Genomic DNA, 24,371 nt, shown 5'->3' with positions numbered 1-24,371 from the left:
GTGCCGGAACGCCGTGATCGGACCCGGTCCACCGGGTCCGGTCACCTGTTCCGGTCGTAGATGTCCCGCCGGTCTCCGACCCCGAGGACCCACACCCAGATGATCGGCTGTCCGTCATCGTCCTTGTCGATGACGTAGACGACCCGGTAGTCGCCGACCCTCAAACGCCATCGACCCTGGTGCCCGCTCAGAGGCTTGATGTCGAAGGCACCTGTGTCGCCTTCGTCGAGAGCGCTCTGCAACTCGGCCAGCCGGTGCAGGATCCTTACCGCTTCGCTGCGGGGTATCCGCCGCATCTGGCGTTGAGCGGCTGCGGTGAAGCGTGTGACATGCCGGTTCACTCCTCCCTCCGGGCGAGGTCACGGGCCATCTCCTCCAGCGAAACGGAGGGCTCGCGCCCTTCCCGCTCGGCTTCGTCCGCCAGACGGTTGAGCCATTCGGCCTCGGCGGCCTCCTCGATGGCGAGCAGCCGCCTGTACTCGTCGGCGTCGATGAGGACGGCCGTGGTCCTGCCCCGCTGGGTGATGAAGGTCGGTGTGTGATCGTGGCGCGCGCGGTCGATCGTGTCGGCGAGATGCCGTCTCACCTCGGACATGGTCGCGGTCACTGGTTCGCTCATACCACCAATGTACCTGATGTACATCTGTTGATCTTTCGCGCGGCCGCTCCGGCGTCGTCAACGCCCCGAACGCAGGGGCGGGTCCGGTCGGCCCCCACCGGCCGACCGGGCCCGCCGCCGGCCTCAGTCGCAGGGGGAGCCGTTGAGGCTCAGGGCCTCGGGGGTGCCGGGCTCGCCGTCGGCGAACCCGTTGAACCCGACCGTCACGGACTCCCCGGCCGGGATCCGGGCGTTCCAGCCGGAGTCGGAGACGACCACGGACGCGCCGTCCTGGCGGTGGGTGGCGTTCCACAGGCTGGTGATCTCCTCGCCCGCGGTGAAGTCCCAGGCCAGGTCCCAGCCGTCCACATCCTCCGAGCCCGTGTTGGTCACGGTGACCCGGGCCTGGAAGCCCCCCGGCCAGGTGTTGTCGACCGAGTAGTCCCACGTGCAGTCGGCGGTGCCGGGCTCGGTCGGCTGCCCCGTGGGCTCTCCGGTGGGCTCCTCCGTGGGCTCCTCACTCGGCTGCGGGTCCGGACCGCCGCCGGCGGGGTCCCCGTAGACGATCCCGCGGCCGTTGGTGCCGATGTAGACGCGCCCGTACACGTCGGGGTCGCCGGTGATCGCCGCGCCGGTCCAGGCCCACTGGTGGCGGTCGTCGTTGATGCGCACCCAGGTCTCCCCGGCGTCGTCGGACCGGAAGATCCCGCGCACGCCGTCGATCCTGGAACTGGTGTACACCGCCGGGTAGTCGGCGCCGGGCGCGGGCGCGCCGAAGCCCACCGAGTCGCCCTCGTCGACCCCCGCGACCGCCGTGAAGGTCTCCCCGGCGTCGGTGGTGCGCCACATCCCGTAGTGGTCGCCGGTGCCGCCGGCGACCCACACGTCGCCGGTGTGCCCGGGCACCGCGCCGAAGCGGATGTTCCCCTCGGCGGGCAGCCCGTCGAACCGGGCCTCGAACGTGGCCCCGCCGTCGGTGCTGGTGTAGAAGGTGCCGCCGGAGACCGCGTAGAACACGTCCGGGTCCACCCGGTCCGCCTCCACCCGGGCGCCCGCCGGGACGCCGGAGGACGGGCTCCAGGACGATCCCAGGGTCGTGGACGCGTGGACGCCGGTCCCCTCCGGGCTCCAGACGATCCGGGAGCCGTCGGCGTTGACCGCGACGGTGCCGCCGCCGGTGACCCCGCCCGGCGCCTGGCCCGCCCACCAGGAGTCGCCCCCGCTGGTGGAGATCCCGATGGAGCCGACCCCGTCGGCGCCGCCGGTGCGCACCAGCGTGTCGGGCGACAGCTCGGCGAAGTCGAGCGAGGAGCCGTGGTCCCACGAGGGCTGCTGGAACATCCGGTCCGGGACGGTGCCGGGGTCCTCGTGGGTGAACCCGCCCAGGTCGAGCAGGGCCGAGTGCAGCGGCGCCCCGTCGCCCGGCGGGCTGACGAGGTCGTTGACCGCGGTCTCCTCGATGCCGTGCGCCTTCACCTCGATGGTGAAGGGCGTGTCCGTGTCCCAGTTCGTCAGCTCGTCGGAGCCGTACACGGTGGCGCCGGTGCCGTACAGGAACCGGTCCGAGTCGAACGGGTCGATGGCCATCGCCTGGGTCATCCAGCCCAGCTTGGGCTGGGTCTCGGGCGGGGTGCCCTGCCCGCCCCAGTCCAGCCAGGGCGCGGTGGAGATGTCCATCTCGTAGCGGGTGGTGCGCTCGGGGTAGGCGCCCCAGTCCCAGGCCCGCGTCCAGGTCTCCCCCGCGTCGGTGCTGCGGAAGATCTGGATGTCGGGCCACCACGAGATCTGGGTGGCGACCATGAGGGTGTCCGGGTCCTGCCGGTCGACGGTCAGTCCGCCGTACCCGAAGTAGGAGTCCTCGCTCGCCTCGGGCACCGGGCTGATGTCCGTCCACTCGCCGGTGCCGGTGTCGAGCCGCCACACCTCCCCGGCGTCGCCGTCGTAGGGCCCGGGGGTGCTGGTGGTGGCCAGGTACAGCCGGTCGTTCTCGTGGTCTAGGACGCCGTGCGCGGGCAGGAACCCGGTGGGCGCCCCGGGGACGGGCTCCCAGGTCTCGCCGCCGTCGGTGCTGCGGTAGAGGGGGTCGTCGAGGTCGGCGACGCCGGCGTAGACCTCCTGCGTCGGGGAGCCGGGCGAGCCGGTGTCGGGGTCGAAGGCCACCCAGGTGACGCCGATGACGTCGTCCAGCAGACCGTTGGGGTCGTCGGGGTCCTGCACGTAGTCGCCGGGGTTGGGGAAGGCGGTGACCTCGGACCAGGTCTCGCCGTGGTCGGTGCTGCGCCACAGGCCGTGGCCGCCCCGGGCGCCGAAGTACACGACCGAGTTGTCGTTGGGGTCCACGGCCAGGCGCTCGCCCAGGCCGCGGCCGGGCATGTTGCCGCCGAGCTTGAAGGGCAGCTCGGTCGCCTCCCAGGTCTCCCCCCGGTCGTCGGAGCGCAGGATCGCGCCGTTGTCGGGGTCCCAGTCGTTGGTGTAGGTGCCCACGGCGGCGTAGACGCGGTCCGGGTCGACGGGGTCGGTGGCGATGGACACGACGCCGGTCCACCCCCACCGGTCCCAGCCGACCCAGTCGAGCAGGGGGACCCAGCGCTCGGTGTCGGGGTCCAGGCGGTAGGCGCCGCCGATGTCGGTGCGGGCGTAGGCCAGGCCGGGCTCGGACTCGTTGAACACGATGCCGGGGACGAAGCCGCCCCCGGCGATCTGGACGTTGTCCCACTCGTAGTCGGCCTGGGCGAGGGCCGGGGCGGGTGTGGCCGCGCCGACGGCGGCGAGCGGTAGGGCCACGGCCAGGGCGGCCAGGAGGGCGAGGGGCCTCCGGTGCGGCGGTCTCGGGGGGCGGGTGGGCATGCGGGGCTCCTGAAATCGGGGGGTCACGCCCTCCCGGGGATTCCGGGCCCCGGGAGGACGCCAATTCCCGATCAGTGTGAATACCCTTCGGGTGCCCGGCAAGAGGGGTCCGGGCAACTTTTCGAAGCGCTTCGACTGCGGGCATGGAGGAAAGTCTGAAATCGCAGCGAAATGGCCTGCCGGGGACCGCAGTCCACCCGGCTCCGGGTCCCGTCCGGGAACGCGACCACCAGGCTCCGGGGCTCCGCCGACCGCAGCCGGGCGTGCGCCCGCCCCCGCTCCCACTCCAGGACGTCGACGACGAGCCCGCCCCGGCCGCGCAGCCCCTCCACCCGGCCCGCGGTCCACGTCCCCGGCAGCGCGGGCAGCAGGTCGGCGCGGCCCTCGGTGGAGCCGAGCAGCATCGCGGCGACGACCGCGGGGAGCCCGCCGCCGATGTCCACGTTGAACAGCTCCCCCCGGTTGTGGGTCGGGGTCAGGGTGGGCCGCCAGTAGCGGGAGGCCAGCATCCCGAGGGCCGCGTGCGCCTGCTCCGCCTCCCCCAGCCGGGCCGCCGCCAGGCCGAGCTGGACCAGTCCGAACGCCATCTCGTCGGACTCCTCGCCCCGCCACCAGTCCAGACGGGCGCGCACCGCCGCCGCGGCGGCCGCCCGCAGCCGGGGCGCGGCGAGGGCCGGGTCCGGCTCGTACCAGAGCGGGTACAGGTGGGAGGCGTGCCGGTGGGCGTGCTCCTCGGCCTGCTCCAGCGGTCCGGCCGGGCCCGCCCACTCGGCGAGCTCCCCGCCGGGCGCGACCCGGTACGCGGGCAGGCGGGCGGCCAGGGCGGCCCACCGCCGCCCGCCGGGCAGGCCCAGGACCCGGTGCGCGCGCATGAGGTTGCGGCACAGGTCGCGGACGGCTGCGACGTCCATGGTGGCGTTGACGCAGGCCTGGCCGCCCGCTCCGGCGGGGGTGTTCTCCGGCGAGTACGACGGCACGAACCCGTCGGCGGTGAGGAAGTCCTCGTGGAACAGGGCCGCCTCGGTGAGGAAGGGCAGCGCCCGGTCGCGCAGGAAGGCCCGGTCGCGGGTGTGGGCGTAGTGGTCCCAGTACAGCCGCCCCGCCCAGGCGGCCCCGGCGGTCCAGCAGGTCAGGCACCACACCGGGCCGAAGTGCTGGTGGCGGCCGGAGGTGGAGGCATGCGCGGGCACCAGGATCCCCCGGCAGCCGTACAGGCGGCGGGCGTTCTCGCGCAGGTCGCCGAGCATGCCCTCCAGCAGGTCGAACACCGGGGTCATCAGCTCGGGGGTGCCGGTGGCGTGCAGGGCGGCCACCGCGGAGAACAGGTTGCCGTCGAAGGTGTAGCCGGACCGCCAGGGCGGGTCGTAGGTGCCGCTCCACACCCCCTGGAGGGTGGGCGGCAGGTCGCCGCAGCTCGACACGATCGCGTACCGCCCGGCGTCCACCAGCCGGGCCAGGTGCGCCGGGGCGGTCCCCTCGGCGGGCGGGCCGTCCAGCCCGATGCGGAACCGGTCCATGAGGCGGCCGTGCAGCGGCGCGTGCCGGGCCAGGACCCGGTCGAACCCGGTGTCCCCGGGCGGGGCGGGCGGGGCCGCCGGGGTGTCCCCGGGCGGGTCGACGGTGATCCGGACGACGGCCTCCAGGCGCCGGACCCCGCGCAGCTCCAGGCCGCCGGGGACTGGCCGGGCCGTGCCGCCGGCCGCGGTGAGCGCGCACTCGACCGTGTACCCGGCGGGCGCGGCGGCCGGCGCCCCGGCCGGGCGGTCCGGGAAGCGGACGGCCAGCCGCAGCAGGCCCGGGGCCGCGGCTGGCTCCGCGGCGATCCGCACCGGCGGCGGGCCCTGCGGCGGGTCCAGGCGCAGCGTCCCGTCCAGCCCCGCGGCCCGGGTCAGCTCCACGGCGACCACCGCGTCCGCCCGGGAGGCCACCGCCCGGTGCCGGGTCCCGTCCGGCAGGGTCTCGGCGACCACGCCGGTGGCGAAGTCGCACTCCCGCAGCGGGTCGCCCGGGGCCGGGGAGCGGGGGGCGAACGAGAGCACGGCCGCGGGGACCAGCGGGTCGATCCACCGGGTCTCGGCGTACCCGGGGTCCTCGGCGGCCGCGAACCCGGCGATCCGCTCGGCGGCCTCCCTGGAGCGGCCCGCCAGGAGCAGGGCGCGCAGCTCCGGCAGGACGCGCGCGGTCTCCGGGGCGGGCAGGGCGTCGGCGGCCGGCAGGAAGAGGCGTTCGTGGCCCAGGGTGAGGCGGACCAGGCCGGCGGTGGAGTGGACCAGCGCGCCGACCCGGCCGCCCCCGGTGACCAGGGCGTCCTCCCAGGAGGAGGCGGGGTGGCGGGTTCGGACGCCGCGGCGGGGGGCCGTACGGGGGTGGGGCATGTCGCTCCCGGGAGGTGGGGGGTGCCAAGGGCGGGGGGTTCTCGCCATACTTCGTTCGTCCGCCCAACCTAAGGAGTCCCCCACATGGCCGCCCAGACCCCGCCGCACGCCCTGTCCCACCGGAGGCTGTGGTTCGGCGGAGACCACAACCCCGAGCAGTGGCCGGAGGAGACGGCCGCCGAGGACGTCGACCTCATGCGGCGCGCGGGCGTCAACCTGGTCACCGTCGGGGTGTTCGCCTGGTCGCGGCTGGAGCCGCGCGAGGGCGAGTACGACTTCGCGTGGCTGGACCGGGTCCTGGACCGGCTGCACGGGGCGGGCGTCCAGGTGGCGCTGGCCACCCCCACCGCGTCGCCGCCGCCGTGGTTCTCGCTGGCCCACCCCGACGCCCTGCCCGTGAACGCCGACGGGGTCCGGCTCACGCACGGCAGCCGCGACACCTACGACGTCTGCTCCCCCGACTACCGGCGGGCCTCGGTGCGGATCGTGCGGGCGCTGGCCGAGCGCTACGCCCACCACCCGGCGCTGGCCATGTGGCACGTGCACAACGAGTACGGGACCTGGACCTACTCCGAGCACGGCGCCCGCGCGTTCCGGGACTGGCTGCGCCGCCGCCACGACACCCTGGACGCGCTGAACCGGGCGTGGACCACCGAGTTCTGGGGCCAGCGGTACGGCTCCTGGGACGAGGTGCTGCCGCCCCGCTCCACGCAGTACCTGGCCAATCCGGCGCACGTCCTGGACTTCCGGCGGTTCCTGTCCGACGAGATGCTCGACCACTTCCTGGACCAGCGCGACGTGCTGCGGGCCGCCTCCCCGGACGTGCCGGTCACCACCAACCTGGCGTTCGGCGACTGGGTGCCGGTGGACCCGTGGCGGTGGGCCGAGCACGTGGACCTGGTGTCGGTGGACGACTACCCGGACCGGGCCGGGGAGGGCGGGGACGAGCAGACCGCGTTCGCCGGGGACCTGGCCCGCTCCTGGGCCGACCGGGTCCCCGGGGGCGGTCGGCCGTGGCTGCTGATGGAGCAGGCGGCCGGGGTGGTCTACGAGAAGGGGCTCATCCGCCCCAAGGCGCCCGGGGAGATCGCCCGGCACAGCCTGGCGCACGTCGCGCGGGGGTCGCGGGGGGCGATGTTCTTCCAGTGGCGGGCCTCCCGGGGCGGCGCCGAGCAGTGGTACTCGGGCATGGTGCCGCACGCCGGCCCGGACTCGCGGATCTTCCGGGAGGTGTGCGAGCTGGGCGACGTGCTGGGGCGCATCTCCGAGACCGCCGGGGCGGACGTGGTCGCCGACGCGGCGGTCGCCTGGGACCCGGAGAGCTGGTGGGCGATGGGGGCCACCACCCTGCCGTCGGACCGGGTCGACTACCTGGAGGCGGTGCGCCAGGTGCACCGGGTGCTGTGGCGGTCGGGGCGCACGGTGGACTTCGTGCGCCCGGACCGGGACCTGCCCCGGGTGCCGCTGCTGGTGGTGCCGTCCCTGTACCTGCTGTCCGAGCAGGCCGCCGAGCGGCTGGCCCGCTACACCGAGTACGGCGGAACGCTGGTGGTCACGTACCTGAGCGGCATCGCCGACCCCACCGGGACGGTGCGCACCGGCGGCCACCCCGGCATGCTGCGCGACCTGCTGGGCGTGCGGGTGGAGGAGTTCCACCCGATGGCCGAGGGCGAGAAGGCCGGGGTGGACGTGGGGATGGTCCGCGAGGAGGTGACCCTGTGGAGCGAGCACGTGCACCTGGAGGGCGCCGAGACGGTCGCGCCCTACGCGGGCGGGGCGCTGGACGGGCTGCCCGCGGTGACGCGGCGCCGGTACGGGGCGGGCGAGGCCTGGTACGTGTCCGCGCACCTCAACGACCGGGGGCTGGGCCGGGTGATCACCGAGGCCGCCGGGCAGGGCTCCTTCCCCGAGGAGGGGCTGGACGTGGTGCGCCGGGTGGGGCCTGAGGGGGCGTGGGTGTTCCTCACCAACCACGGGCACCGGTCGGTGCGGATCGACCCGGCCCGGCTGGGGCTGGGCGCCGGCGCGGTGGACCTGGTGTCCAAGGCGTCCGCCGAGGGCATGCACCTGCCCGGAGGGGGTGTGGCGGTGCTGCGCGGGCACCCCGTTGACAATTAGTTGTGATCCTAGACAAACTGAGGCCCCCGACCCCAGGAGGCTTCCCATGACCGCGTACCGACCGACGCCCGAGGACCGGTTCACCTTCGGGCTGTGGACCGTGGGCTGGCGCGGCGTCAACACCTTCGGCGACGCCGTGCGGCCCGAGCTCGACCCCGTCGAGGCCGTGCACCGGCTCGCGGAGCTGGGCGCCTACGGCATCACGTTCCACGACGACGACCTGATCCCGCCCGGCAGCGGCCCCGCCGAGCGCGAGGCGGTCCTCAAGCGGTTCCGGGGAGCGCTGGACGAGACCGGCCTGGCCGTGCCCATGGTCACCACCAACCTGTTCACCCACCCGGTGTTCCGCGACGGCGGGTTCACCTCCAACAGCCGCGACGTGCGCCGCCACGCCATCCGCAAGGTCGTGCGCAACATCGACCTGGCGGTGTCCCTGGGCGCCACCACGTACGTGTGCTGGGGCGGCCAGGACGGCGCCGAGACCGAGGCGGGCAAGGACGACGCCGCCGCGCTGGACCGGCTGCGCGAGGCGTTCGACATCCTCTGCGGGTACGTGCGCGAGCAGGGCTACGACCTGCGGTTCGCCATCGAGCCCAAGCCCAACGAGCCGCGCGGCGACGTGCTGCTGCCCACCGTGGGCCACGCCCTGGCGTTCATCAACTCGCTGGAGCACCCCGAGATGGTGGGGGTCAACCCGGAGGTCGGGCACGAGCAGATGGCCGGGCTGAACTTCGCGCACGGGGTCGCCCAGGCGCTGTGGGCGGGCAAGCTGTTCCACATCGACCTCAACGGCCAGCGCGGGGTCAAGTACGACCAGGACCTGCGGTTCGGCGCGGGCGACGTCAAGGAGGCGTTCTTCCTGGTCGACCTGCTGGAGGGCGCCGGGTACACCGGGCCGCGGCACTTCGACTTCAAGCCGCCGCGCACCGAGGACATGAGCGGCGTGTGGGTGTCCGCCGAGGCGTGCATGCGCAACTACCTGATCCTCAAGGAGAAGGCCGCCGCGTTCCGCGCCGACCCCGAGGTCCGCCGGGCCCTGGAGGAGTCGCGGGTGCCGGAGCTGGCGGTGCCCACGCTGGGCGAGGGCGAGAGCCTGGCGGAGCTGCTGGCCGAGGAGTTCGACGCGGACGCGGCCGGCGGGCGCGGCTACCACTTCGAGCGGCTGGACCAGCTCGCCCTGGAGCACCTGCTGGGCGTGCGCTGAGCCGGGGCCGGCGGACCGGCCCGGGAACGACGACGGCCCCGCCGGGCGTGTGCCCGGCGGGGCCGTCCCCCGTCTGTGCGGGACGGTGCGGCGGTCGCCTCACGGCGGAGTGCACAACACGGCTCCGAGGCCGCCCGAGGGCGCGGTATTCCGTGAAGGCTTCGGTTGAGCCCGGGGGACACTTTCTACCGCACCGTCCCACACGGGGTGCAACGAGCGGCCCCCGTCGGAAATTCCTGTGCGGACGTGACGGCGGTCACCCGGCGATCGGCACCTCGGCCCCCTTCCGGACCAGGACCGGGGCCCGGTCCAGCGGGGCGTCCAGGACGACCTCCGCGCCGCCCGGGTGCGTCTCCCCCGTCCAGGGGTCCGTCCAGTCGGTGCCCTGCGGCAGGTACACCCGCCGCGAGCGGGCCCCGTACTCGGTGACCGGGGCGACCAGCAGGTCCGGGCCGAACAGGAAGGCGTCGCCGACCTCCCAGGCGCGCGGGTCGCCGGGGTGGTCGACGAAGAGCGGGCGCATCGGCGGCAGCCCGCGCTCGTGGGCGACGCGCATCTGCTCCATGACGTAGGGGCGCAGCCGCTCGCGCAGGAACAGCAGCTCCCGCAGCCGCCCGTACACCTCCTCCCCGTAGGACCACACCTCGTTGGGGCCGCCCGTCATCTCCGGGTACAGGGCGTGCGAGAAGGGCTCGCGGTACCCGTGCAGCCGCAGCAGCGGGCAGAACACCCCGTACTGGAACCAGCGCACCAGCAGCTCCCGGTACTCCGGGTCGTCCTGGTCGCCGCCGTGGAACCCGCCGACGTCCGTGGTCCACCAGGGGATCCCCGACATCGCCACGTTCAGCCCGGCGCGGACCTGGGCCCGCAGGGACGCGAAGGTCGGGGCGATGTCCCCCGACCACAGGGCCGCCCCGTACCGCTGGGAGCCCGCCCAGGCCGAGCGGCACAGGGTGATCACCTCCTCCTCGCCCGCGGCGAGCATCCCCTCGTGGAAGGCGCGGGCGTGCTCGCGCGGGTAGATGTTGCCGACCTCGGCGCCCGGGCCCGCGTGGTAGCGCAGGTTGCCGGGGTGGCCGGGCTTGAGCTCGGGCTCGCAGGCGTCCAGCCACCACACCCGGATGCCGAGGGAGTGGTAGTTCTCGCGGATCCGCTCCCACAGGTAGGCACGGGCCTCCGGCTTGGTGGGGTCGTAGAACGACACCTGCACGTGGGCGTCCACGCCCTTGTCGGCCCAGTCGGCGTGCACCGGCGGCCCCTGCTCGGTGGCCACCAGGTGGCCGGCCTCCAGCATCGGTTTGTAGTTCTCGCTGAGCGGGCTCACCGACGGCCACACCGACACCATCAGCTCCACCCCCATCTCCCGCAGCTCCTCGACCATCGCCGCGGGGTCGGGCCACTCGGCCGGGTCGAACCTCCAGTCGCCCAGGTGGGTCCAGTGGAAGAAGTCCGCGACGATGACCGACAGCGGGAGCCCCCGGTCGCGGTACCCCCGGGCGACCTCCAGCAGCTCCTCCTGGGTGCGGTAGCGCAGCTTGCACTGCCAGAACCCGGAGGCGAACTCCGGGAGCATCGGGGTGTGCCCGGTGGCGTCGGCGTAGCGTTCCAGGACCGCCGCCGGCTCGGGCCCGGCCGTGATCCAGTAATCGATCTGGCGTGCGCTGTCGGCCGCCCACCGGGTGCCGTTGGCGGCGAACTCCACCCGGCCCACCGCCGGGCTGTTCCACAGCAGCCCGTAGCCGCGGGAGGAGACCACGAAGGGGACGGTCACCTCCGCGTTGCGCTGCACCAGGTCCACCACCGCGCCCTTGTGGTCGAACAGGCCGTGGGTGTGCTGGCCCAGGCCGTACAGGCGCTCCCCGTCGTAGGCGCGGAACCGCTGCTCGATCCGGTAGTAGCCGTTGCCGGTGGAGGAGTACACGCGCGGGCCCGGCCACCAGAAGTGGGCGCGCTCCTCGGCGAGCAGCTCCTCGCCGGGCACCCCGTCCTCCACCCGCAGGAAGCGGAGCATGCCGGAGGCGTCGATCTCGGCGGCGATCGCGCCGTTGACCAGCAGTGCCCGGTCGCCGTCCAGGGTCGGCCGGGGCGCGTCCCCGGTGGGCGGGGGCGCGTCCAGCGCGCCGGGCAGGTCCTCCCGCAGGACGGACAGCCCGGCCTGGACGCGCAGGCCGTCGGCGCCCCAGGCCCGGACCCGGACGACCTGGTGGCCGCCCCGCCACTCGACGCCGTCCTCGATCTCGTTGAACATGTCTCGTCCTTCCGGTCGGGGGGTGGGACCGCACGGTCGGCGCGGTCACGATCGGTGTGTGCTTGTGCACGTGTCAGTCGAAGCGCTTCGACGATACGTGCGGCGGAACGCCGGACGGCCCGCGCCCGGCGGGGTCAGCCCGTCGGCGGGGCCGTGCTCCGGCCCGGGACGACCCGCGGCTCCAGCAGGGTGACCTCGGTCCGCCCGGGGTCGTCGATCAGGTCCATGAGCAGGGACACCGCGCGGGCGCCCAGCTCCTCGGCGGGCAGCTCCACCCGGGTCAGGTCCGGCGCCCCCGGCGGCAGCGACCCCAGGGCGACCACGGAGATCTCCGGCGGCACCCGGCCGTGGTCGGCGAAGGCGTCCAGCAGCGGGGCGAGCGAGGCCTCGTTGTGGACGATGAGGCCGGTGAGCCCGGGCCGGTCCCGGACCAGTCCGGCCACCAGCTCCCGGGCGCCCGCCGGGTCGCAGGGGTGGGAGGTGGCCCGGACGCCGCGTTCGAGGGCGGCGGCCTCGAACCCGGTGAGGGTGCGCTCGGCGAACCCGGTGCGGCGCTCGTACACCGAGGCGGGCTGGCCGACGAAGGCGATGTCGCGGTGACCCAGGTCGGCCAGGTGGTGCACGCAGGCGGCGCCCGCCGCCGCGAAGTCCAGGTCGACACAGGTCAGGCCCTCGGTGTCGGCGGGGACGCCGATGAGGACCGAGGGCAGGTCCAGGGAGCGCAGCACGGGGACGCGGGCGTCGTCGGTCTCCACGTCCATGACGACGATCCCGTCCACCATGGCGCTGCCCGCCACCCGGTGCAGGCCCGCCGGGCCCTCCCCCTGGGTGAGCAGGAGGACGTCGTGGTCGTGGGCGCGGGCGGCGGTGACCACCGAGACCGCGAACCGCATCGCGACGGGGACGTGCACGTCCTCGCGCAGGGGGACGACCAGCGCCAGGACGTTGCTGCGGCGGCTGGCCAGGGACCGGGCGCCCGCGTGCGGGCGGTAGCCCAGGGCGTCGATGCTGTCGAGCACCCGGCGGCGGGTGGTCTCGGAGATCGAGCGCTTCCCGCTGAGGACATAGGAGACCGTGCTGGGCGACACACCTGCGTGCCGGGCCACATCGGAGATCCGCACGGTGCCGTCCCGTCCGTTGTCGAAGCGATTCGATGAGATGTTACGCACGACACCACCCTGGCGCAATGCCCGTTCCGGGCACCAGAGTAGAGACCCCCCGACATGCGAAACCGGGGTGGCGGATCCGGCGTCTACCAGGTCACGGGGAAACCGCCCCGTCCTCGCGACCGTCCCCCGGACCCCGCTTCCCGAAGGAGAACCGTGGGCTTCAATCCACTCTTCCTCGTCTTCCCCGTGGTCTCGCTGCTCCTGAGCCTCGCGGCCCTGGTCATCGGGTTCACCGCCCCCTACGGGCGGCGGGCGCTCACCGCCGTCGGCGGCGGCCTGCTGCTGGTGGGCTCGGGCCTCCTCCTGCTGCTGACGTTCGCGAGCGCGTCGATCCACGAGGCCGTGAGCGCCCTCAACGGCGGGCGGACCGCCTCCATCGTCCTCGACGTGCTCGGGGGGCTCTCCGACCTCCTCTGGGCGACCGGCCTGCTGCTGGTGGCCGTCGCCGCGACCAAGCGCCGTCCGCGCCCCCGCGCCGTCCCGGCGCCGCACGCGCCCTACGGGGTCCCGCAGGGCGCGCACCAGGCCGGACCGCACCAGGGAGGGCCGCACCAGGCCGGACCGCAGGGCGCGCCCGCACCCCACGCGGGACCGCGGACCGGCCCTCCGCAGGGCGGGCCGCAGGGTCCCGGGCCCCGACCGGGCGGCCCCGGCCAGGACGGACCGCGCCCCCCGCACACCCCCCGCTGACCGCCCACGAGACCCGGAGACGACACGGACATGATCGGCCTCATCGCCACCTTCCTCTTCGCCTGTCTGCCGCCCGTCGTGGTCGGCGCCATCGCCCTGATCCGCTCCTTCGGCGCCCCCTCCGGCAAGGGGGCCGCCGCCGCGGGCGGGGTGCTGCTGATCCTGTCCGGGCTGGTCACGACCGGCTGGCAGATCTACCTGAGGTTCTTCCTCTCGCCCGACCCCTTCTTCGACCCCGGCTTCCTGCCCGTCCGCCCCGGCGTCATGGAGACCGTCTTCCTCGGCAGCGGCGCGCTCGGCGCGGGCGGCCTGGCCCTGCTGCTGGTCGCGGTGCTGAGCGCCCGGAAGTTCAAGGACGGGCCGCAGGGTCCGCCCGCGCCCCCCGCTCCCCCCGCCGCCCCGGGCCGGTGGCAGCCGAACGCCGCCCCCTCCACGGAAGGACCCCGATGATCTCGGCACCCGACCTGACGCCCCTGGTGTCCCTGCTGCCCTCGCTGCTGTTCGTGCTCGTCGAGATCGCCCTGGGCGTCGCGGCGATGGCCGCGGCACCCCGCCTGGCCCCCGACCGCCGGTCGGCCGCCATGGTCGGCGGCGTCCTGGTGGCGGTGGGCGGGCTCCTGACGGGGGGCTACCAGGTCCTCACCCTCTTCCCCCCGACGTTCCCGCTCGCCCACGCCCCCGTGCTGGGCCTGCTGGGCGCGGTGCCCCCGCTGGTGTTCGCCGGCGGGGCCCTCACCCTCGTCCTCGCCGTGACGAAGGCCCCCGCGCACCCCGCCCCCCACCCGTACCCCCGCCGTTAGGAGGCGACCGTGCCATCGAGCGACCCCGGCCTCATCGTCGGCATCCTGACCAACACGCTGATCTTCTCCCTGCCCCTGTTCGCGATCGCGGCCGTCGCCCTGATCCGCGCCCGGAACGCGGCCGCGCCCGGCCTGGTCCGCACCTCGGCCGTGCTGTTCCTCTGCACCGGTCTGTTCACCGCCCTCTTCCAGGTGGTGTGGGCGGTGTTCCCGCACGCCGTCTCCGACCCGCTGGCGGTCCTGCCCCTGATCGGCCTGGTCCAGGGGGTGCTGATCGGCCTGCTGACGACCGGCGCCCTGCTCTGCCTGGTCCTGGCGCTGTGGCGCGCCCGGACCCCGGCGCGCCCGGTCCCCGCCCGCGGCGGCCACGGCGGTGACGGGTACGTCCCGACGGGCGCCGACACCGCCGCTCCGGCCCACTACGCGGGCGACCACGGGCACCGCTCGGACGGCCCCGGGGCCCCGCCCGCGCACGGTCAGCCCGGCGACCCCGGCGCCGCGCCCTCCCACGGCTCCCACGGCTCTTCGGGCTCCTCCGGCGGCGGCTTCTGGGGCGGCCTGTTCGGGGGCGACTCCGGTGGCGGCGGCTGGGGCGGCGACTCCGGCGGAGGTGGCGGTGACGGCGGGGGCGGAGGAGGAGGCGGCGACTGAGCCCCTCCCCCGTGAGCGCACCGCGGCGCGGCCGGTCCCCGGCCGCGCCGCACGCGTACGCACCCCCGCGGGGTCAGGTGTCGGCGGCCTCCCGGTCCCCCTCCAGGCGGACGACCCCCGCGGAGCCGTCGATGGTGATCACCGCGCCGTCGGGCACCTTCTCCGTCACCCCGGGGACGCAGATCACGCAGGGGATGCCGTACTCCCGGGCGACGGTCGGCCCGTGCGCGACCGTCGAGCCGGTCTCCACGACCACACCGCCCGCCGTCATGAACAGCGGCGTCCACCCGGGGTCGGTGGTCGGGGCGACGAGGATGTCCCCCGGCTCGATCGATGCGCCCGCCGGGTCGTGGACCACCCGGGCGCGCCCGGTGGCCTCGCCCGGCGAGGCCGCCACCCCGGTCAGGACCCCCGGCCCGTCCGCCCCCGCATCGGGCGGCAGCGTCACCTCCACGTCGGTGCCGTCCGACAGCAGGACCGGCGGCACCCGGCGGCGCCGCTGCTCGCGGCGGTGGAACCCCCTGCGCTCGGCGATCACACCGCGCAGGTCCTCGCCGTCGAGCAGGTCCCGCGCCTCCCGGAAGTCGACGAACATGATGTCGTCGGGGCGCTCCAGGCGCCCCTGTCCGACGAGCTCCTCCCCCACGGCGAGCAGTTCCCGGCGGCTCGCCGCGATGGCGTACAGCCACACGAACTTGGGGTACTCGCGCATCCCGCCGAGCGCGCGGGCCCGGTCGAAGAGGAGGTCGGCGACCCTGGCGCGCACCGGGCGGCTCGCGCGCGCACGGGCCACGAGTCCGGCCCGCGTGCGCTCGGCCTCCGCGGCCGCGCGCTCGAACCTCCGGTCCGGGGCCTGGTCCCGGTCGTCCACCCGCAGGTACCCGGCGATCGCGGCGAACAGCGGCGCCGGGTCCTCCGACCAGCGGGGGACCCCGAGGTCGACCTCGGCCGCCGCCCGGTGGCCGTACCGCTCCAGGAAGGCGCCCAGGCCGATGTCGGGCAGGTCCCCGGACGCGTACAGCTCCGCCAGTCGCTCCGGCGGGGTCTCGGCGAAGACCTCCCGGTGCGCGGCCGCGGCCCGCGCGACGCCCCACAGCTCCAGGTCCATGGTGGTGGTGACGTTGTGGGGCATGCCCCGCAGGACCGCGGCCACCTCCGCCGGGGTCGCGATGCCCCGCAGCAGCCCCTCGGGGATCCGCCCGGCGAGGATGCCGACGTACAGCGGCCCCAGCATCGGTGTCATGAACTCGGCCAGCACGGGTGCCTGGACGTGCTCGGCGTACTCCAGGCGCTCGTGCGCGGTGGCCCCGGGCCCGGGGCCGCGGGACACGGCCCGGCGCGCCTCCTCGCCCGCCCGCAGGATCCGCTCCCGGGCCGCGGCGGGGTCCCGCAGCGCCGCGACCGTACCGGCCGCGAGCCCGCCGGCCATCGGGAGCACCCCGGCCGCGGTGCGGACCGCGCCGAGCAGCGCGCCCGCTCCGGGCAGCCGCATCCGGCGCGGGGCGAACCGGGGGTCGTCCAGCAGGGACCGGACCGCCTCCCTGGCCCGCGGCCCGTACAGCTCCACGGCCTCCGGCAGGGTCCCGCGGATCCACCGGTTGCGGACGAAGGGCGTCAGGTCGAGGTAGAAGCGCCCGCCGATCTCGGTGAGGAAGCCGGTCCGCGCGTACGGGTCGATCCGCACCCCCACCGTCCGGAACCAGTCGGCGGCGGCGACCTTGAGCCCGGACATGCCCATGGGCGTGCAGGGGCGCAGCAGGCCCTGCATGTGGCCGCCCTCGAAGTACACGCGCGGGCCGTCCGGGTGCTCCGGCGGCCGGGGGAACAGCGTGGTGACCGCCCTGGACTGGAGGGTCCACAGGACGCCGTCGGCGTCGATCGCCCACTCCACGTCCTGCGGCGCCCCGAAGTGCTCCTGGAGCCGCAGTCCCAGCGCGTGCAGCTCCTCCACCTCGGCCACCGACAGGCAGCCGCCGGCCGGGGCCGTGACGCCGCCGTCGGGACGGACCGTGTAGTGGTCGGGCTCGGCGCTGCCGTCCACGACACCGGTGCCCAGGCCGGGCACGGCGTCCACGACGGTCTCGCCGCGGGTGCCGGTGACCGGGTTCGCGGTGAAGAGCACCCCGGCGGCCCGGGGCCTGACCATGCGCTGGACGACCACCGCCATGTGGACGGACGCGTCGTCGATGTCCCGGTCGCGGCGGTAGGCGACCGCCCGGTCCGTCCACAGGGAGTCCCAGCAGCGGCGGACGGCGGTGACCAGGTCGTCGACCCCCTCGACGTCGAGGTAGGTGTCCTGCTGCCCGGCGAAGGAGGCGTCGGGCAGGTCCTCGGCGGTGGCGCTGGAGCGCACCGCCACCGGTCCCCCGCCCAGGGCCTCGTAGGCGGCGGCGACCTCGTCGGCGGGGACGGTGCCGTCGCGGTGGGCCTCGGTGGTGACACAGAAGCCCCCGGGGACCCGCACGCCGGCGGCGATCGCCCCGGCCAGCCCCACGGCCTTGCCGCCCGCCAGGTCGCCGTCACCGGCGCCGATCCGTTCCAGGGGCAGAACAACCGGCATTCCGCCACCTCCCTCTTCCGCGGTGGTGTCCTGCCGGTCCTTGTGCCCGCGGGGAGGTCGGCCAACCGCCGCCGGGGCGGCGCGTACCGGCGTCCTGCCGCACGGACGCCCGGGCAGACGTCACGGCCGGACGTCGTGGGGCGTCCGGCCGTGCGGGTCCGTCGGTGTGCGGCTGTCGGTGTGCGGCTGTCGGTGCGGGGTCAGCCGGCCTGGCGCTTCTCCAGCGCCTCCATGGCGGCGACGGCGGTGGCCACCGTCTGGTGGACGGGGACCTGGCGGTGCAGGCCGACCAGGCGGACGACCTTGGTGACGCGTTCGTTGAGGGCCGCCAGCGCCAGCGCCCCGTCCCGCTCGCGGACGGTGCGGTAGGCGTTGATGATGACGTTGAGGCCGCTCGAGTCCATGAAGTCGAGCCCCGACATGTCCAGGATCAGCCACGGGCCGTGGTCTTCGATCGCGGACCGGACGTGCTCCTGGAGGTCGTTGGTGGTCGCGATGTCGAGCTCGCCCTCGACCGCGACGATGACGCTGCGGCTTTCCACCCTTGTGCTCAGTCCGAGCCTGTGCACGTTCACTCCTCCCGACCCCACGTTGAGAAGGCGAGGGGTCCCTTCGCTTAACCATACGCAGGCGCGCGGGCCGCGCCCACCGGGTCCGCCCCCACTCCCACGGGGCCGGCCGACCGGGGAGGGAAGCAACGTGCGCGTCCGCGTGTCCGGTAAGTCGTTGGACACACACGGTATAAGCCGCGCGGGCGTTCGGGAATGGCATCTCGGAAGAAATTTTCGCCTCGGGGGCACGAACCCTCCGCGGCCTGCCCGGAATCGCCCGTTGACTCTAGGTCATTTCACGATATGAGACCCATTACTCCCGAAGCTCCCGGAGCCCGGCTCCGCGGACCGCCCGGCGGCCCCCGCCCCGGGCTCCGCCGGCGGTTCCGCCGCCCCTCCGGCATCACTCTCGGTGAACAGCGAGAGGAGCCCGTCGGCCGCGAGCGTGGCCGTGGTCTCCCCCGACCGCACCTCCCGCTCCAGCTCCGGGATGCGCGCCGCCACCTCCGGGTGCCGCAGGAACGCGTCCATCAGGCGGTCGCGGACCCGGTCCCACATCCAGCTGACCCGCTGTCCGCTGCGCCGCTCGGCCAGCGCCCCGTCGTCCTCCAGCACCTTGCGGTGCTCGCGGACGGTGTCCCACACCTCGCCCAGGCCCTCGCCGGTGAGCCCGCTGCACGTGAGCACCGGCGGCCGCCACCGCGGGTGGACCGGCTGCAGCAGCCGCAGCGCCCGCGACAGCTCCCGGGCCGCCTTGCGGGCGTCCTCGGCGTGCGGGCCGTCGGCCTTGTTGACCGCGACCACGTCCACCAGCTCCAGCACGCCCTTCTTGATGCCCTGGAGCTGGTCGCCGGTGCGGGCCAGGGTGAGGAACAGGAAGCAGTCGACCATCGCGGCGACCGCCACCTCGGACTGGCCCACCCCCACGGTCTCCACCAGCACCACGTCGAACCCGGCCGCCTCCATGAGCAGCATGGTCTCCCGGGTCGCCCGCGCCACCCCGCCCAGGGTCCCGGCGGTCGGCGAGGGGCGGATGAACGCGTTCGGGTCCACCGCCAGGCGCGCCATCCGGGTCTTGTCGCCCAGGATGCTGCCGCCCGAGCGGGTGGAGGAGGGGTCCACGGCCAGCACCGCGACCCGGTGGCCCTCCCCCGTCAGCCGGGTGCCCAGCGCGTCGATGAACGTGGACTTGCCCACCCCCGGCACACCGGTGATGCCCACCCGGTGGGCGCCGCCGGTGTGCGGGAGCAGGCGCACCAGCAGGTCCTGGGCGTCCCGGGCGTGGTCGGGGCGGCGCGACTCCACCAGGGTGATCGCCCGCGCCAGGGTGGGCCGGTGCCCGGCCAGCACCCCCTCGGCCAGCGCGGCCACGTCCACCGGCCTGCGCGGTCGTGTCCGCCGCACGCCCGCCTCCTCGTCTGTCATCGGTTCCGCGTCCCCGTCCGACCGTCGTACCCCGGACGCCGCCCGCGACTCCGGCCGGCCCGGGCGGCCCCGCCGGCGCGCCCTGCTCCGGGAGCGCCGCTCACTCCTGCTCCAGCCGGGCCTCCAGCCGGTCGAGCAGGTCGACGGCCGCCTCGGCGATGACCGTGCCCGGCGGGAAGATCGCCGCGGCCCCGGCCTCGCGCAGGGCGTCGAAGTCCTGCGGGGGGACGACCCCGCCGACCACGATCATGATGTCCTCGCGGTCCAGTTTGGCCAGCTCCTCCCGCAGCGCGGGCACCAGCGTGAGGTGCCCCGCCGCCAGCGACGACACCCCCACCACGTGCACGTCGGCCTCGACCGCCTGGACGGCGACCTCCTCCGGGGTCTGGAACAGCGGGCCCACGTCCACGTCGAAGCCCAGGTCGGCGAACGCCGTCGCGATGACCTTCTGGCCGCGGTCGTGGCCGTCCTGGCCCATCTTCGCCACCAGGATGCGGGGGCGGCGCCCCTCGTCCTCGGTGAACTCCTCCACCCGGCGGGTCACCCGCTCCATGAGATCCGCCGCGTCCGCGCTGCCCGCCGCCTCGTTCCGGTACACACCCTGGATGGTACGGATCTGACCGGAGTGGCGGCCGAACACCTTCTCCATCGCGTCGGAGATCTCGCCGACGGTGGCCTTGGCGCGGGCCGCGTCCACGGCCGCCGCCAGCAGGTTGCCGGTGAGGTCGGCGTCGGCCCTGGACTCGCGCCCGGCCGCCGCGGTGAGGGCGTCCAGGGCGGCGCGCACCGCGTCCTCGTCGCGTTCGGCGCGCAGGCGGCGCAGCTTGTCGAGCTGGCTGGCGCGCACCCTGGAGTTCTCGACCTTGAGGACGTCGATGGCCTGCTCGCTGTCGGGCCGGTACTTGTTGACGCCGATGACGGGCTGGCGCCCGGAGTCGATGCGCGCCTGGGTGCGGGCGGCCGCCTCCTCGATGCGCATCTTGGGCAGCCCCGCGTCGATGGCCGCGGCCATGCCGCCCGCCTTCTCGACCTCCGTGATGTGGCCCCAGGCCTTGGCCGCCAGCTCCTGCGTGAGCCGCTCCACGTAGTAGCTGCCGCCCCACGGGTCGACCGACCGGGTGGTGCCGGACTCCTGCTGGAGGAGGAGCTGGGTGTTGCGGGCGATGCGCGCCGAGAAGTCGGTGGGCAGCGCCAGCGCCTCGTCCAGGGCGTTGGTGTGCAGAGACTGGGTGTGGCCCTGGGTGGCGGCCATCGCCTCCACGCAGGTGCGGGCCACGTTGTTGAACACGTCCTGGGCGGTCAGCGACCAGCCCGAGGTCTGGGAGTGGGTGCGCAGGCTCAGCGACTTGTCCCGGACCGCGCCCAGGTCCCTGACCAGCCGCGCCCACAGCAGGCGGGCGGCGCGCAGCTTGGCGACCTCCATGAAGAAGTTCATGCCGATCGCCCAGAAGAACGACAGCCGCGGCGCGAACACGTCCACGTCCAGGCCGGAGCGCTGCCCGGCGCGGATGTACTCCACGCCGTCGGCCAGCGTGTACGCCAGCTCCAGGTCGGCGGTGGCCCCCGCCTCCTGCATGTGGTAGCCGGAGATGGAGATGGAGTTGAACCGCGGCATCCGCTGCGAGGTGTAGGCGAAGATGTCGGAGATGATCCGCATCGACGGCTGCGGCGGGTAGATGTAGGTGTTCCGGACCATGAACTCCTTGAGGATGTCGTTCTGGATGGTCCCGGACAGCTTCTCCGGCGGGACGCCCTGCTCCTCGGCGGCGACGATGTACAGCGCCAGGACCGGCAGGACCGCGCCGTTCATGGTCATGGACACGCTCATCCGGTCCAGCGGGATGCCGTCGAACAGCCGGCGCATGTCGTAGATGGAGTCGATGGCCACGCCCGCCATGCCCACGTCGCCCGCCACGCGCGGGTGGTCGGAGTCGTAGCCGCGGTGGGTGGCCAGGTCGAAGGCGACCGACAGGCCCTTCTGCCCGGCCGCCAGGTTGCGGCGGTAGAAGGCGTTGGACTCCTCCGCCGTGGAGAAGCCCGCGTACTGGCGGATGGTCCACGGCTGGTTGACGTACATGGTCGGGTAGGGGCCGCGCAGGTACGGCGGGATGCCGGGGAGGCCGTCGACGAAGTCCAGGCCCGCGCGGTCCGCCGGGGTGTAGAGCGGCTTGACGGCGATGCCCTCGGGGGTCTCCCACTCCAGGGCGTCGGGGGCCTTGCCGGTGGCGGCCTCGACGGCGGCGGCCCAGGCGGCGCCGTCGCCGGAGGGCTCCGGCTCGCCGGGGGCCACGGTGGACAGGTCGGGGATCATGCTTCCTCCCCCTTCGGGGCCGTCAGGTCGACGAGTTCGGTGAGGAGGGCGACGGCGTCGCACCCCTGGTGCAGGAAGGCGTCCACCCCGAGTTCGCGCGGGGCGCCCGCCAGCAGGACGCGTTCGGCGCCCGCGTCCCGCAGTGCCGCGACCACGGACGGGGCGTGCTCGGCGTAGAGCTTCTCGGAGGAGCACAGCACGGCCACCCGCAGGCCGGACTCCGCGAAGGCGCGCGCGGCGTCGTCGGCGGACTCCAGCGGGCCGGGCTGGTGGGCGGCGATCCCGCCCGCGGCCAGCAGGTTGGCGGCGAAGGAGGCCCGGGCGGTGTGCGCGGCGACCGGGCCCAGGGTGGCCAGGAACGCGGTGGGCCGGTCGGGGGCGGCGTCCGCGCGGTCGCGCAGCTCCTCGAAGTCGCCCGCGTAGCGGCGCAGCGGGAACCAGGATTCGTGTTCGGGGAGGGGTTCGCGCTCCAGCGGCTCCTCGGCGAGGTTCGGGAACTCGCTCACCCCGGTCAGCGGGGCGCGGCGGTGCGCCAGGTCGGCGCGGCGGCGCTCCCAGATACCGTCGACGCGTTCGCGCAGCCAGCCGTCCTCGACGACCTCGGCGGCGCCGCCGCAGGCCTCGATCTCCTGGAGGAACGCCCATCCGGCCAGGTAGAGGTCGCGGGTGAGCGCCTCCACGTGGAAGGAGCCGCCGGCGGGGTCGGCCACCCGGGCCAGGTTCGACTCCTCGATGAGGAGGGCCTGGGTGTTGCGGGCGACCCGGCGGGCGAAGTCGTCGGACAGGCCCACAGCGGCGTCGTAGGGCAGGACGGTGACGGCGTCGGCCCCGCCGACCCCGGCGGCGAAGCAGGCCACGGTGGTGCGCAGCATGTTCACGTGCGGGTCGCGGCGGGTCAGCATCGCCTCGGAGGTGACCGCGTGGACGCGCATGGTGCGGCGGTGGGCGGGGACGCCGCCGACCTCCAGCACCCGGTTCCACATGGCGCGGAGGGCGCGGAGCCCGGCGATGCCCGCGAACTGGTCGGCGTTGACCGCGATCCGGAACTCGATGCGCCCGGCGGCGTCGGCGACGTCCATCCCGGCGGCGGCCAGGGCGCGCAGCAGCGCGGTCCCGGAGGCGACGGCCCAGCCCAGGCTCTGGCCGTCGGAGCCGCCCGCGTTGTGCACGAGGGTGGCGTCGGCGGTCACCAGGCCCAGGCCCGGGCGGTCCCGGGCGCGGTCGGCCGCGAACCGGGCGGCGTCCATGACGTCGGGGCGGGCCCCGGCGCGGGCGGCCGCGGTGAGGGGGTCGATGCCCAGGTGGGAGATGATCCGGGCGTCGGGGACCCCGGCGTCGGCGTGGACGCGCAGCAGGGCGTCGGCGGCCTCCCGGTAGGCGGCGCCGGGCTCCAGGACCACGGGGGCGAGGTCGAGGTAGACGTCGGTCAGGGCGGCGTCCAGGCGGTCGGCGGGCAGGTGGCCGTCGCCGACGGCGATCCACAGGGAGGAGACGCCGTTCATCAGGTCGGTGTGGGCGCGGCGGCGCAGCACCTCGGGGTCGGACTCCAGGTAGCGGGCGCGCACGTCCCAGCCGCCGGCGGCCGCCGGCCGGTAGCCGCGGGTGAAGGGGGCCAGCCCGGGGTGGCCGGGGTCGGCGGCGGGCGGCTCGGAGGTGGCCAGGGGCGCGATGTCGAAGCCGTCGTAGGTGCGGGTGGCCAGCACGGCCTCGGGGCGGTCGGCGAGGTGCTCCTCGGGCACGCCGCTCTTGCGCAGTACTCCGGCGACCAGCTCCCGCCACCGGTCAGGGGTGGCGACCGGGAAACCCTCGGCGAGGTCGGGGGCGCCGGATCCGGCGGCGCCGCTCTCTTGGACGTCCATACTCCGGATGGTAGAGAACGGGATTCGGTGACGGGGCGCCGGGGTGTGGCCCAGGGCACGTGCGGACGCAGACGTGACCGTTGCCCGGGCATTCGATGACCGGAGGGCGGTGCCCCCGTGTGAACCGGCGGGGCGGGCCCGGCGTTATACCGCTGGAAAGAACGGTGCCCGGCCCGGGACCGGCGGAGTCGGAGGAGCGTGCGGCGATGGCCTGGAACAGAACCCGTCCGCGGGCGTCGGCCGAGGGCCGCTGATGCCCTTCACCCCGGCCCACGTGGCGGCCGTCCTGCCCTTCGCCCGCACCCGGCTGCCGACCGCCGCGCTGGTCGTCGGCGCCATGGTGCCCGACCTCCCGTACTACCTGCCGGTGCCGGTGGGGGCGTCCACGACCCACTTCCCGCTGGGGCTGCCGCTGGTCGTGCTCCTGGGCGGGGCGGTGTGGGCCTGCTGGACGTACGCGCTGCGGGCGCCCCTGGCCGCGCTGGTCGGGCGCGAGGCGGGGCCGCCGCCCGCCCCGAGCGCTCGGGGCGCGGCCCGGGGCGCGGCGGCGATCGCGGTGGGCGCGCTCACGCACATGGTGTGGGACGCGTTCACGCACCCGGGCGGCGCGGGGGTCCAGCTCCTCCCGGTGCTCCAGACGCCCGTGGTGGAACCGCACAAGCTCTACAACGTGCTGATGTACGCCAGCTCGGTGCTGGGGCTGGCGGCGGTCGCGTGGTGGGTCCTCCGGGACCGGCCGGCCGTCCGGGCCCGCTGGGTCCCGCTCGCGGCGATCGCCGCCTGCGCCCTGGTGGGCGGCGCGGTGTCCCGCCTGGCGGCGGGCGACGCGCTCGCCAGTGGCTACGACCTCGTGCGGGTCGTCCTCCTGGGGGCCGTGCCGGGCGCGGGGGCGGGGGCGGCCGCCTGGAGCCTGTACTGGTGGGCCCGCCGGTGGCGGGAGCGAGGGAACGCGTGAGCCCCCGGGA

The 24,371-nt window shown here is 75.1% G+C and carries 18 protein-coding genes; 7 read left to right on the top strand and 11 right to left on the bottom strand.

The genetic code is table 11. The features are described 5' to 3' along the window. Window positions 1–41: 41 nt before the first annotated feature. The 4 genes from ACFVNO_RS26010 to ACFVNO_RS25995 form a co-directional block, all read right to left on the bottom strand. Entirely contained in the window at window positions 42–341 is a 300-nt protein-coding gene (locus ACFVNO_RS26010) for a type II toxin-antitoxin system RelE/ParE family toxin (protein ID WP_378896363.1), read from the bottom strand. Beyond that, window positions 338–619 carry a type II toxin-antitoxin system Phd/YefM family antitoxin gene (locus ACFVNO_RS26005; protein WP_378896360.1) on the bottom strand — a complete coding sequence of 94 codons (282 nt, stop codon included), beginning with the start codon at window positions 617–619 and terminating at the stop codon, window positions 338–340. Before ACFVNO_RS26005 ends, ACFVNO_RS26010 begins: the two co-directional genes overlap by 4 nt. A gap of 123 nt (window positions 620–742) precedes the next feature. Beyond that, a complete protein-coding gene (locus ACFVNO_RS26000; RefSeq protein ID WP_378896357.1) occupies window positions 743–3,445 on the bottom strand; it encodes a cellulose binding domain-containing protein in 2,703 nt (900 codons plus the stop codon). Between the two features lie 71 nt (window positions 3,446–3,516). Further along, window positions 3,517–5,820 (bottom strand): glycoside hydrolase N-terminal domain-containing protein, encoded by a 2,304-nt coding sequence (locus tag ACFVNO_RS25995; protein WP_378896354.1) that lies wholly within the window; start codon window positions 5,818–5,820, stop codon window positions 3,517–3,519. Between the two features lie 84 nt (window positions 5,821–5,904). Here ACFVNO_RS25995 and ACFVNO_RS25990 point away from each other — a divergent pair, with 84 nt between their 5' ends. Continuing rightward, complete coding sequence (locus ACFVNO_RS25990) at window positions 5,905–7,938, top strand: beta-galactosidase (protein ID WP_355257264.1); 2,034 nt, start codon at window positions 5,905–5,907, stop codon at window positions 7,936–7,938. A gap of 46 nt (window positions 7,939–7,984) precedes the next feature. Next, window positions 7,985–9,142: a xylose isomerase gene (gene xylA, locus ACFVNO_RS25985; protein WP_355257267.1), complete on the top strand. Its 1,158-nt coding sequence runs from the start codon at window positions 7,985–7,987 to the stop codon at window positions 9,140–9,142. A 256-nt stretch (window positions 9,143–9,398) separates the two neighbouring features. On the opposite strand, the gene ACFVNO_RS25980 is transcribed toward xylA, so the two are convergent. Then, window positions 9,399–11,390, bottom strand: a complete 1,992-nt coding sequence (locus ACFVNO_RS25980; RefSeq protein ID WP_378896350.1) for a TIM-barrel domain-containing protein — start codon at window positions 11,388–11,390, stop codon at window positions 9,399–9,401. Between the two features lie 134 nt (window positions 11,391–11,524). After that, window positions 11,525–12,511, bottom strand: a complete 987-nt coding sequence (locus ACFVNO_RS25975) for a LacI family DNA-binding transcriptional regulator (RefSeq protein WP_355257930.1) — start codon at window positions 12,509–12,511, stop codon at window positions 11,525–11,527. A 201-nt stretch (window positions 12,512–12,712) separates the two neighbouring features. On the opposite strand from ACFVNO_RS25975, the gene ACFVNO_RS25970 reads away from it, so the two are divergent. From ACFVNO_RS25970 to ACFVNO_RS25955, 4 genes are read left to right on the top strand one after another with little or no spacing between them, the layout of a single operon-like run. Further along, entirely contained in the window at window positions 12,713–13,249 is a 537-nt protein-coding gene (locus ACFVNO_RS25970; RefSeq protein WP_378896348.1) for a hypothetical protein, read from the top strand. Window positions 13,250–13,279: 30 nt separating this feature from the next. Next, window positions 13,280–13,699 (top strand): hypothetical protein, encoded by a 420-nt coding sequence (locus tag ACFVNO_RS25965; protein WP_220564489.1) that lies wholly within the window; start codon window positions 13,280–13,282, stop codon window positions 13,697–13,699. Next, window positions 13,696–14,049: a hypothetical protein gene (locus ACFVNO_RS25960; RefSeq protein WP_355257275.1), complete on the top strand. Its 354-nt coding sequence runs from the start codon at window positions 13,696–13,698 to the stop codon at window positions 14,047–14,049. Before ACFVNO_RS25965 ends, ACFVNO_RS25960 begins: the two co-directional genes overlap by 4 nt. A 9-nt stretch (window positions 14,050–14,058) precedes the next feature. Then, a complete protein-coding gene (locus ACFVNO_RS25955) occupies window positions 14,059–14,700 on the top strand; it encodes a hypothetical protein (protein WP_378896345.1) in 642 nt (213 codons plus the stop codon). Window positions 14,701–14,773: 73 nt separating this feature from the next. Here ACFVNO_RS25955 and ACFVNO_RS25950 read toward each other — a convergent pair whose 3' ends face one another. From ACFVNO_RS25950 to ACFVNO_RS25930, 5 genes are all read right to left on the bottom strand, one after another. Beyond that, on the bottom strand, window positions 14,774–17,260 hold the full coding sequence (locus ACFVNO_RS25950) for a PEP/pyruvate-binding domain-containing protein (RefSeq protein WP_378896342.1): 2,487 nt from the start codon (window positions 17,258–17,260) through the stop codon (window positions 14,774–14,776). A gap of 200 nt (window positions 17,261–17,460) precedes the next feature. Continuing rightward, window positions 17,461–17,829 (bottom strand): STAS domain-containing protein, encoded by a 369-nt coding sequence (locus ACFVNO_RS25945; RefSeq protein WP_220564485.1) that lies wholly within the window; start codon window positions 17,827–17,829, stop codon window positions 17,461–17,463. Window positions 17,830–18,102: 273 nt separating this feature from the next. Continuing rightward, on the bottom strand, window positions 18,103–19,236 hold the full coding sequence (gene meaB / locus ACFVNO_RS25940; protein ID WP_378896338.1) for a methylmalonyl Co-A mutase-associated GTPase MeaB: 1,134 nt from the start codon (window positions 19,234–19,236) through the stop codon (window positions 18,103–18,105). A gap of 100 nt (window positions 19,237–19,336) precedes the next feature. Further along, a complete protein-coding gene (gene scpA, locus ACFVNO_RS25935; protein ID WP_378896335.1) occupies window positions 19,337–21,547 on the bottom strand; it encodes a methylmalonyl-CoA mutase in 2,211 nt (736 codons plus the stop codon). Beyond that, a complete protein-coding gene (locus ACFVNO_RS25930; RefSeq protein ID WP_378896332.1) occupies window positions 21,544–23,406 on the bottom strand; it encodes a methylmalonyl-CoA mutase family protein in 1,863 nt (620 codons plus the stop codon). The genes scpA and ACFVNO_RS25930 overlap by 4 nt, the downstream gene beginning before the upstream one ends. Before the next feature lie 253 nt (window positions 23,407–23,659). Here ACFVNO_RS25930 and ACFVNO_RS25925 point away from each other — a divergent pair, with 253 nt between their 5' ends. Next, a complete protein-coding gene (locus ACFVNO_RS25925) occupies window positions 23,660–24,361 on the top strand; it encodes a DUF4184 family protein (protein WP_378896329.1) in 702 nt (233 codons plus the stop codon). Window positions 24,362–24,371: the final 10 nt, after the last annotated feature.

The sequence above is a fragment of the Nocardiopsis sp. NPDC057823 genome, assembly GCF_042797335.1.
Lineage (GTDB): Bacteria > Actinomycetota > Actinomycetes > Streptosporangiales > Streptosporangiaceae > Nocardiopsis > Nocardiopsis changdeensis.
Note: the sequence above shows the minus strand (reverse complement) of the source record. Positions and strands in the feature narration are given on the sequence as shown.

What these genes read in the sequence shown, in the direction of transcription:
- ACFVNO_RS26005 (WP_378896360.1), bottom strand. Translation starts at nt 619, where the DNA reads ATGAGCGAACCAGTGACCGCGACCATGTCCGAGGTGAGACGGCATCTC.
- ACFVNO_RS26000 (WP_378896357.1), bottom strand. Translation starts at nt 3,445, where the DNA reads ATGCCCACCCGCCCCCCGAGACCGCCGCACCGGAGGCCCCTCGCCCTC.
- ACFVNO_RS25995 (WP_378896354.1), bottom strand. Translation starts at nt 5,820, where the DNA reads ATGCCCCACCCCCGTACGGCCCCCCGCCGCGGCGTCCGAACCCGCCAC.
- ACFVNO_RS25990 (WP_355257264.1), top strand. Translation starts at nt 5,905, where the DNA reads ATGGCCGCCCAGACCCCGCCGCACGCCCTGTCCCACCGGAGGCTGTGG.
- xylA (WP_355257267.1), top strand. Translation starts at nt 7,985, where the DNA reads ATGACCGCGTACCGACCGACGCCCGAGGACCGGTTCACCTTCGGGCTG.
- ACFVNO_RS25980 (WP_378896350.1), bottom strand. Translation starts at nt 11,390, where the DNA reads ATGTTCAACGAGATCGAGGACGGCGTCGAGTGGCGGGGCGGCCACCAG.
- ACFVNO_RS25965 (WP_220564489.1), top strand. Translation starts at nt 13,280, where the DNA reads ATGATCGGCCTCATCGCCACCTTCCTCTTCGCCTGTCTGCCGCCCGTC.
- ACFVNO_RS25960 (WP_355257275.1), top strand. Translation starts at nt 13,696, where the DNA reads ATGATCTCGGCACCCGACCTGACGCCCCTGGTGTCCCTGCTGCCCTCG.
- ACFVNO_RS25950 (WP_378896342.1), bottom strand. Translation starts at nt 17,260, where the DNA reads ATGCCGGTTGTTCTGCCCCTGGAACGGATCGGCGCCGGTGACGGCGAC.
- meaB (WP_378896338.1), bottom strand. Translation starts at nt 19,236, where the DNA reads ATGACAGACGAGGAGGCGGGCGTGCGGCGGACACGACCGCGCAGGCCG.
- scpA (WP_378896335.1), bottom strand. Translation starts at nt 21,547, where the DNA reads ATGATCCCCGACCTGTCCACCGTGGCCCCCGGCGAGCCGGAGCCCTCC.
- ACFVNO_RS25930 (WP_378896332.1), bottom strand. Translation starts at nt 23,406, where the DNA reads ATGGACGTCCAAGAGAGCGGCGCCGCCGGATCCGGCGCCCCCGACCTC.
- ACFVNO_RS25925 (WP_378896329.1), top strand. Translation starts at nt 23,660, where the DNA reads ATGCCCTTCACCCCGGCCCACGTGGCGGCCGTCCTGCCCTTCGCCCGC.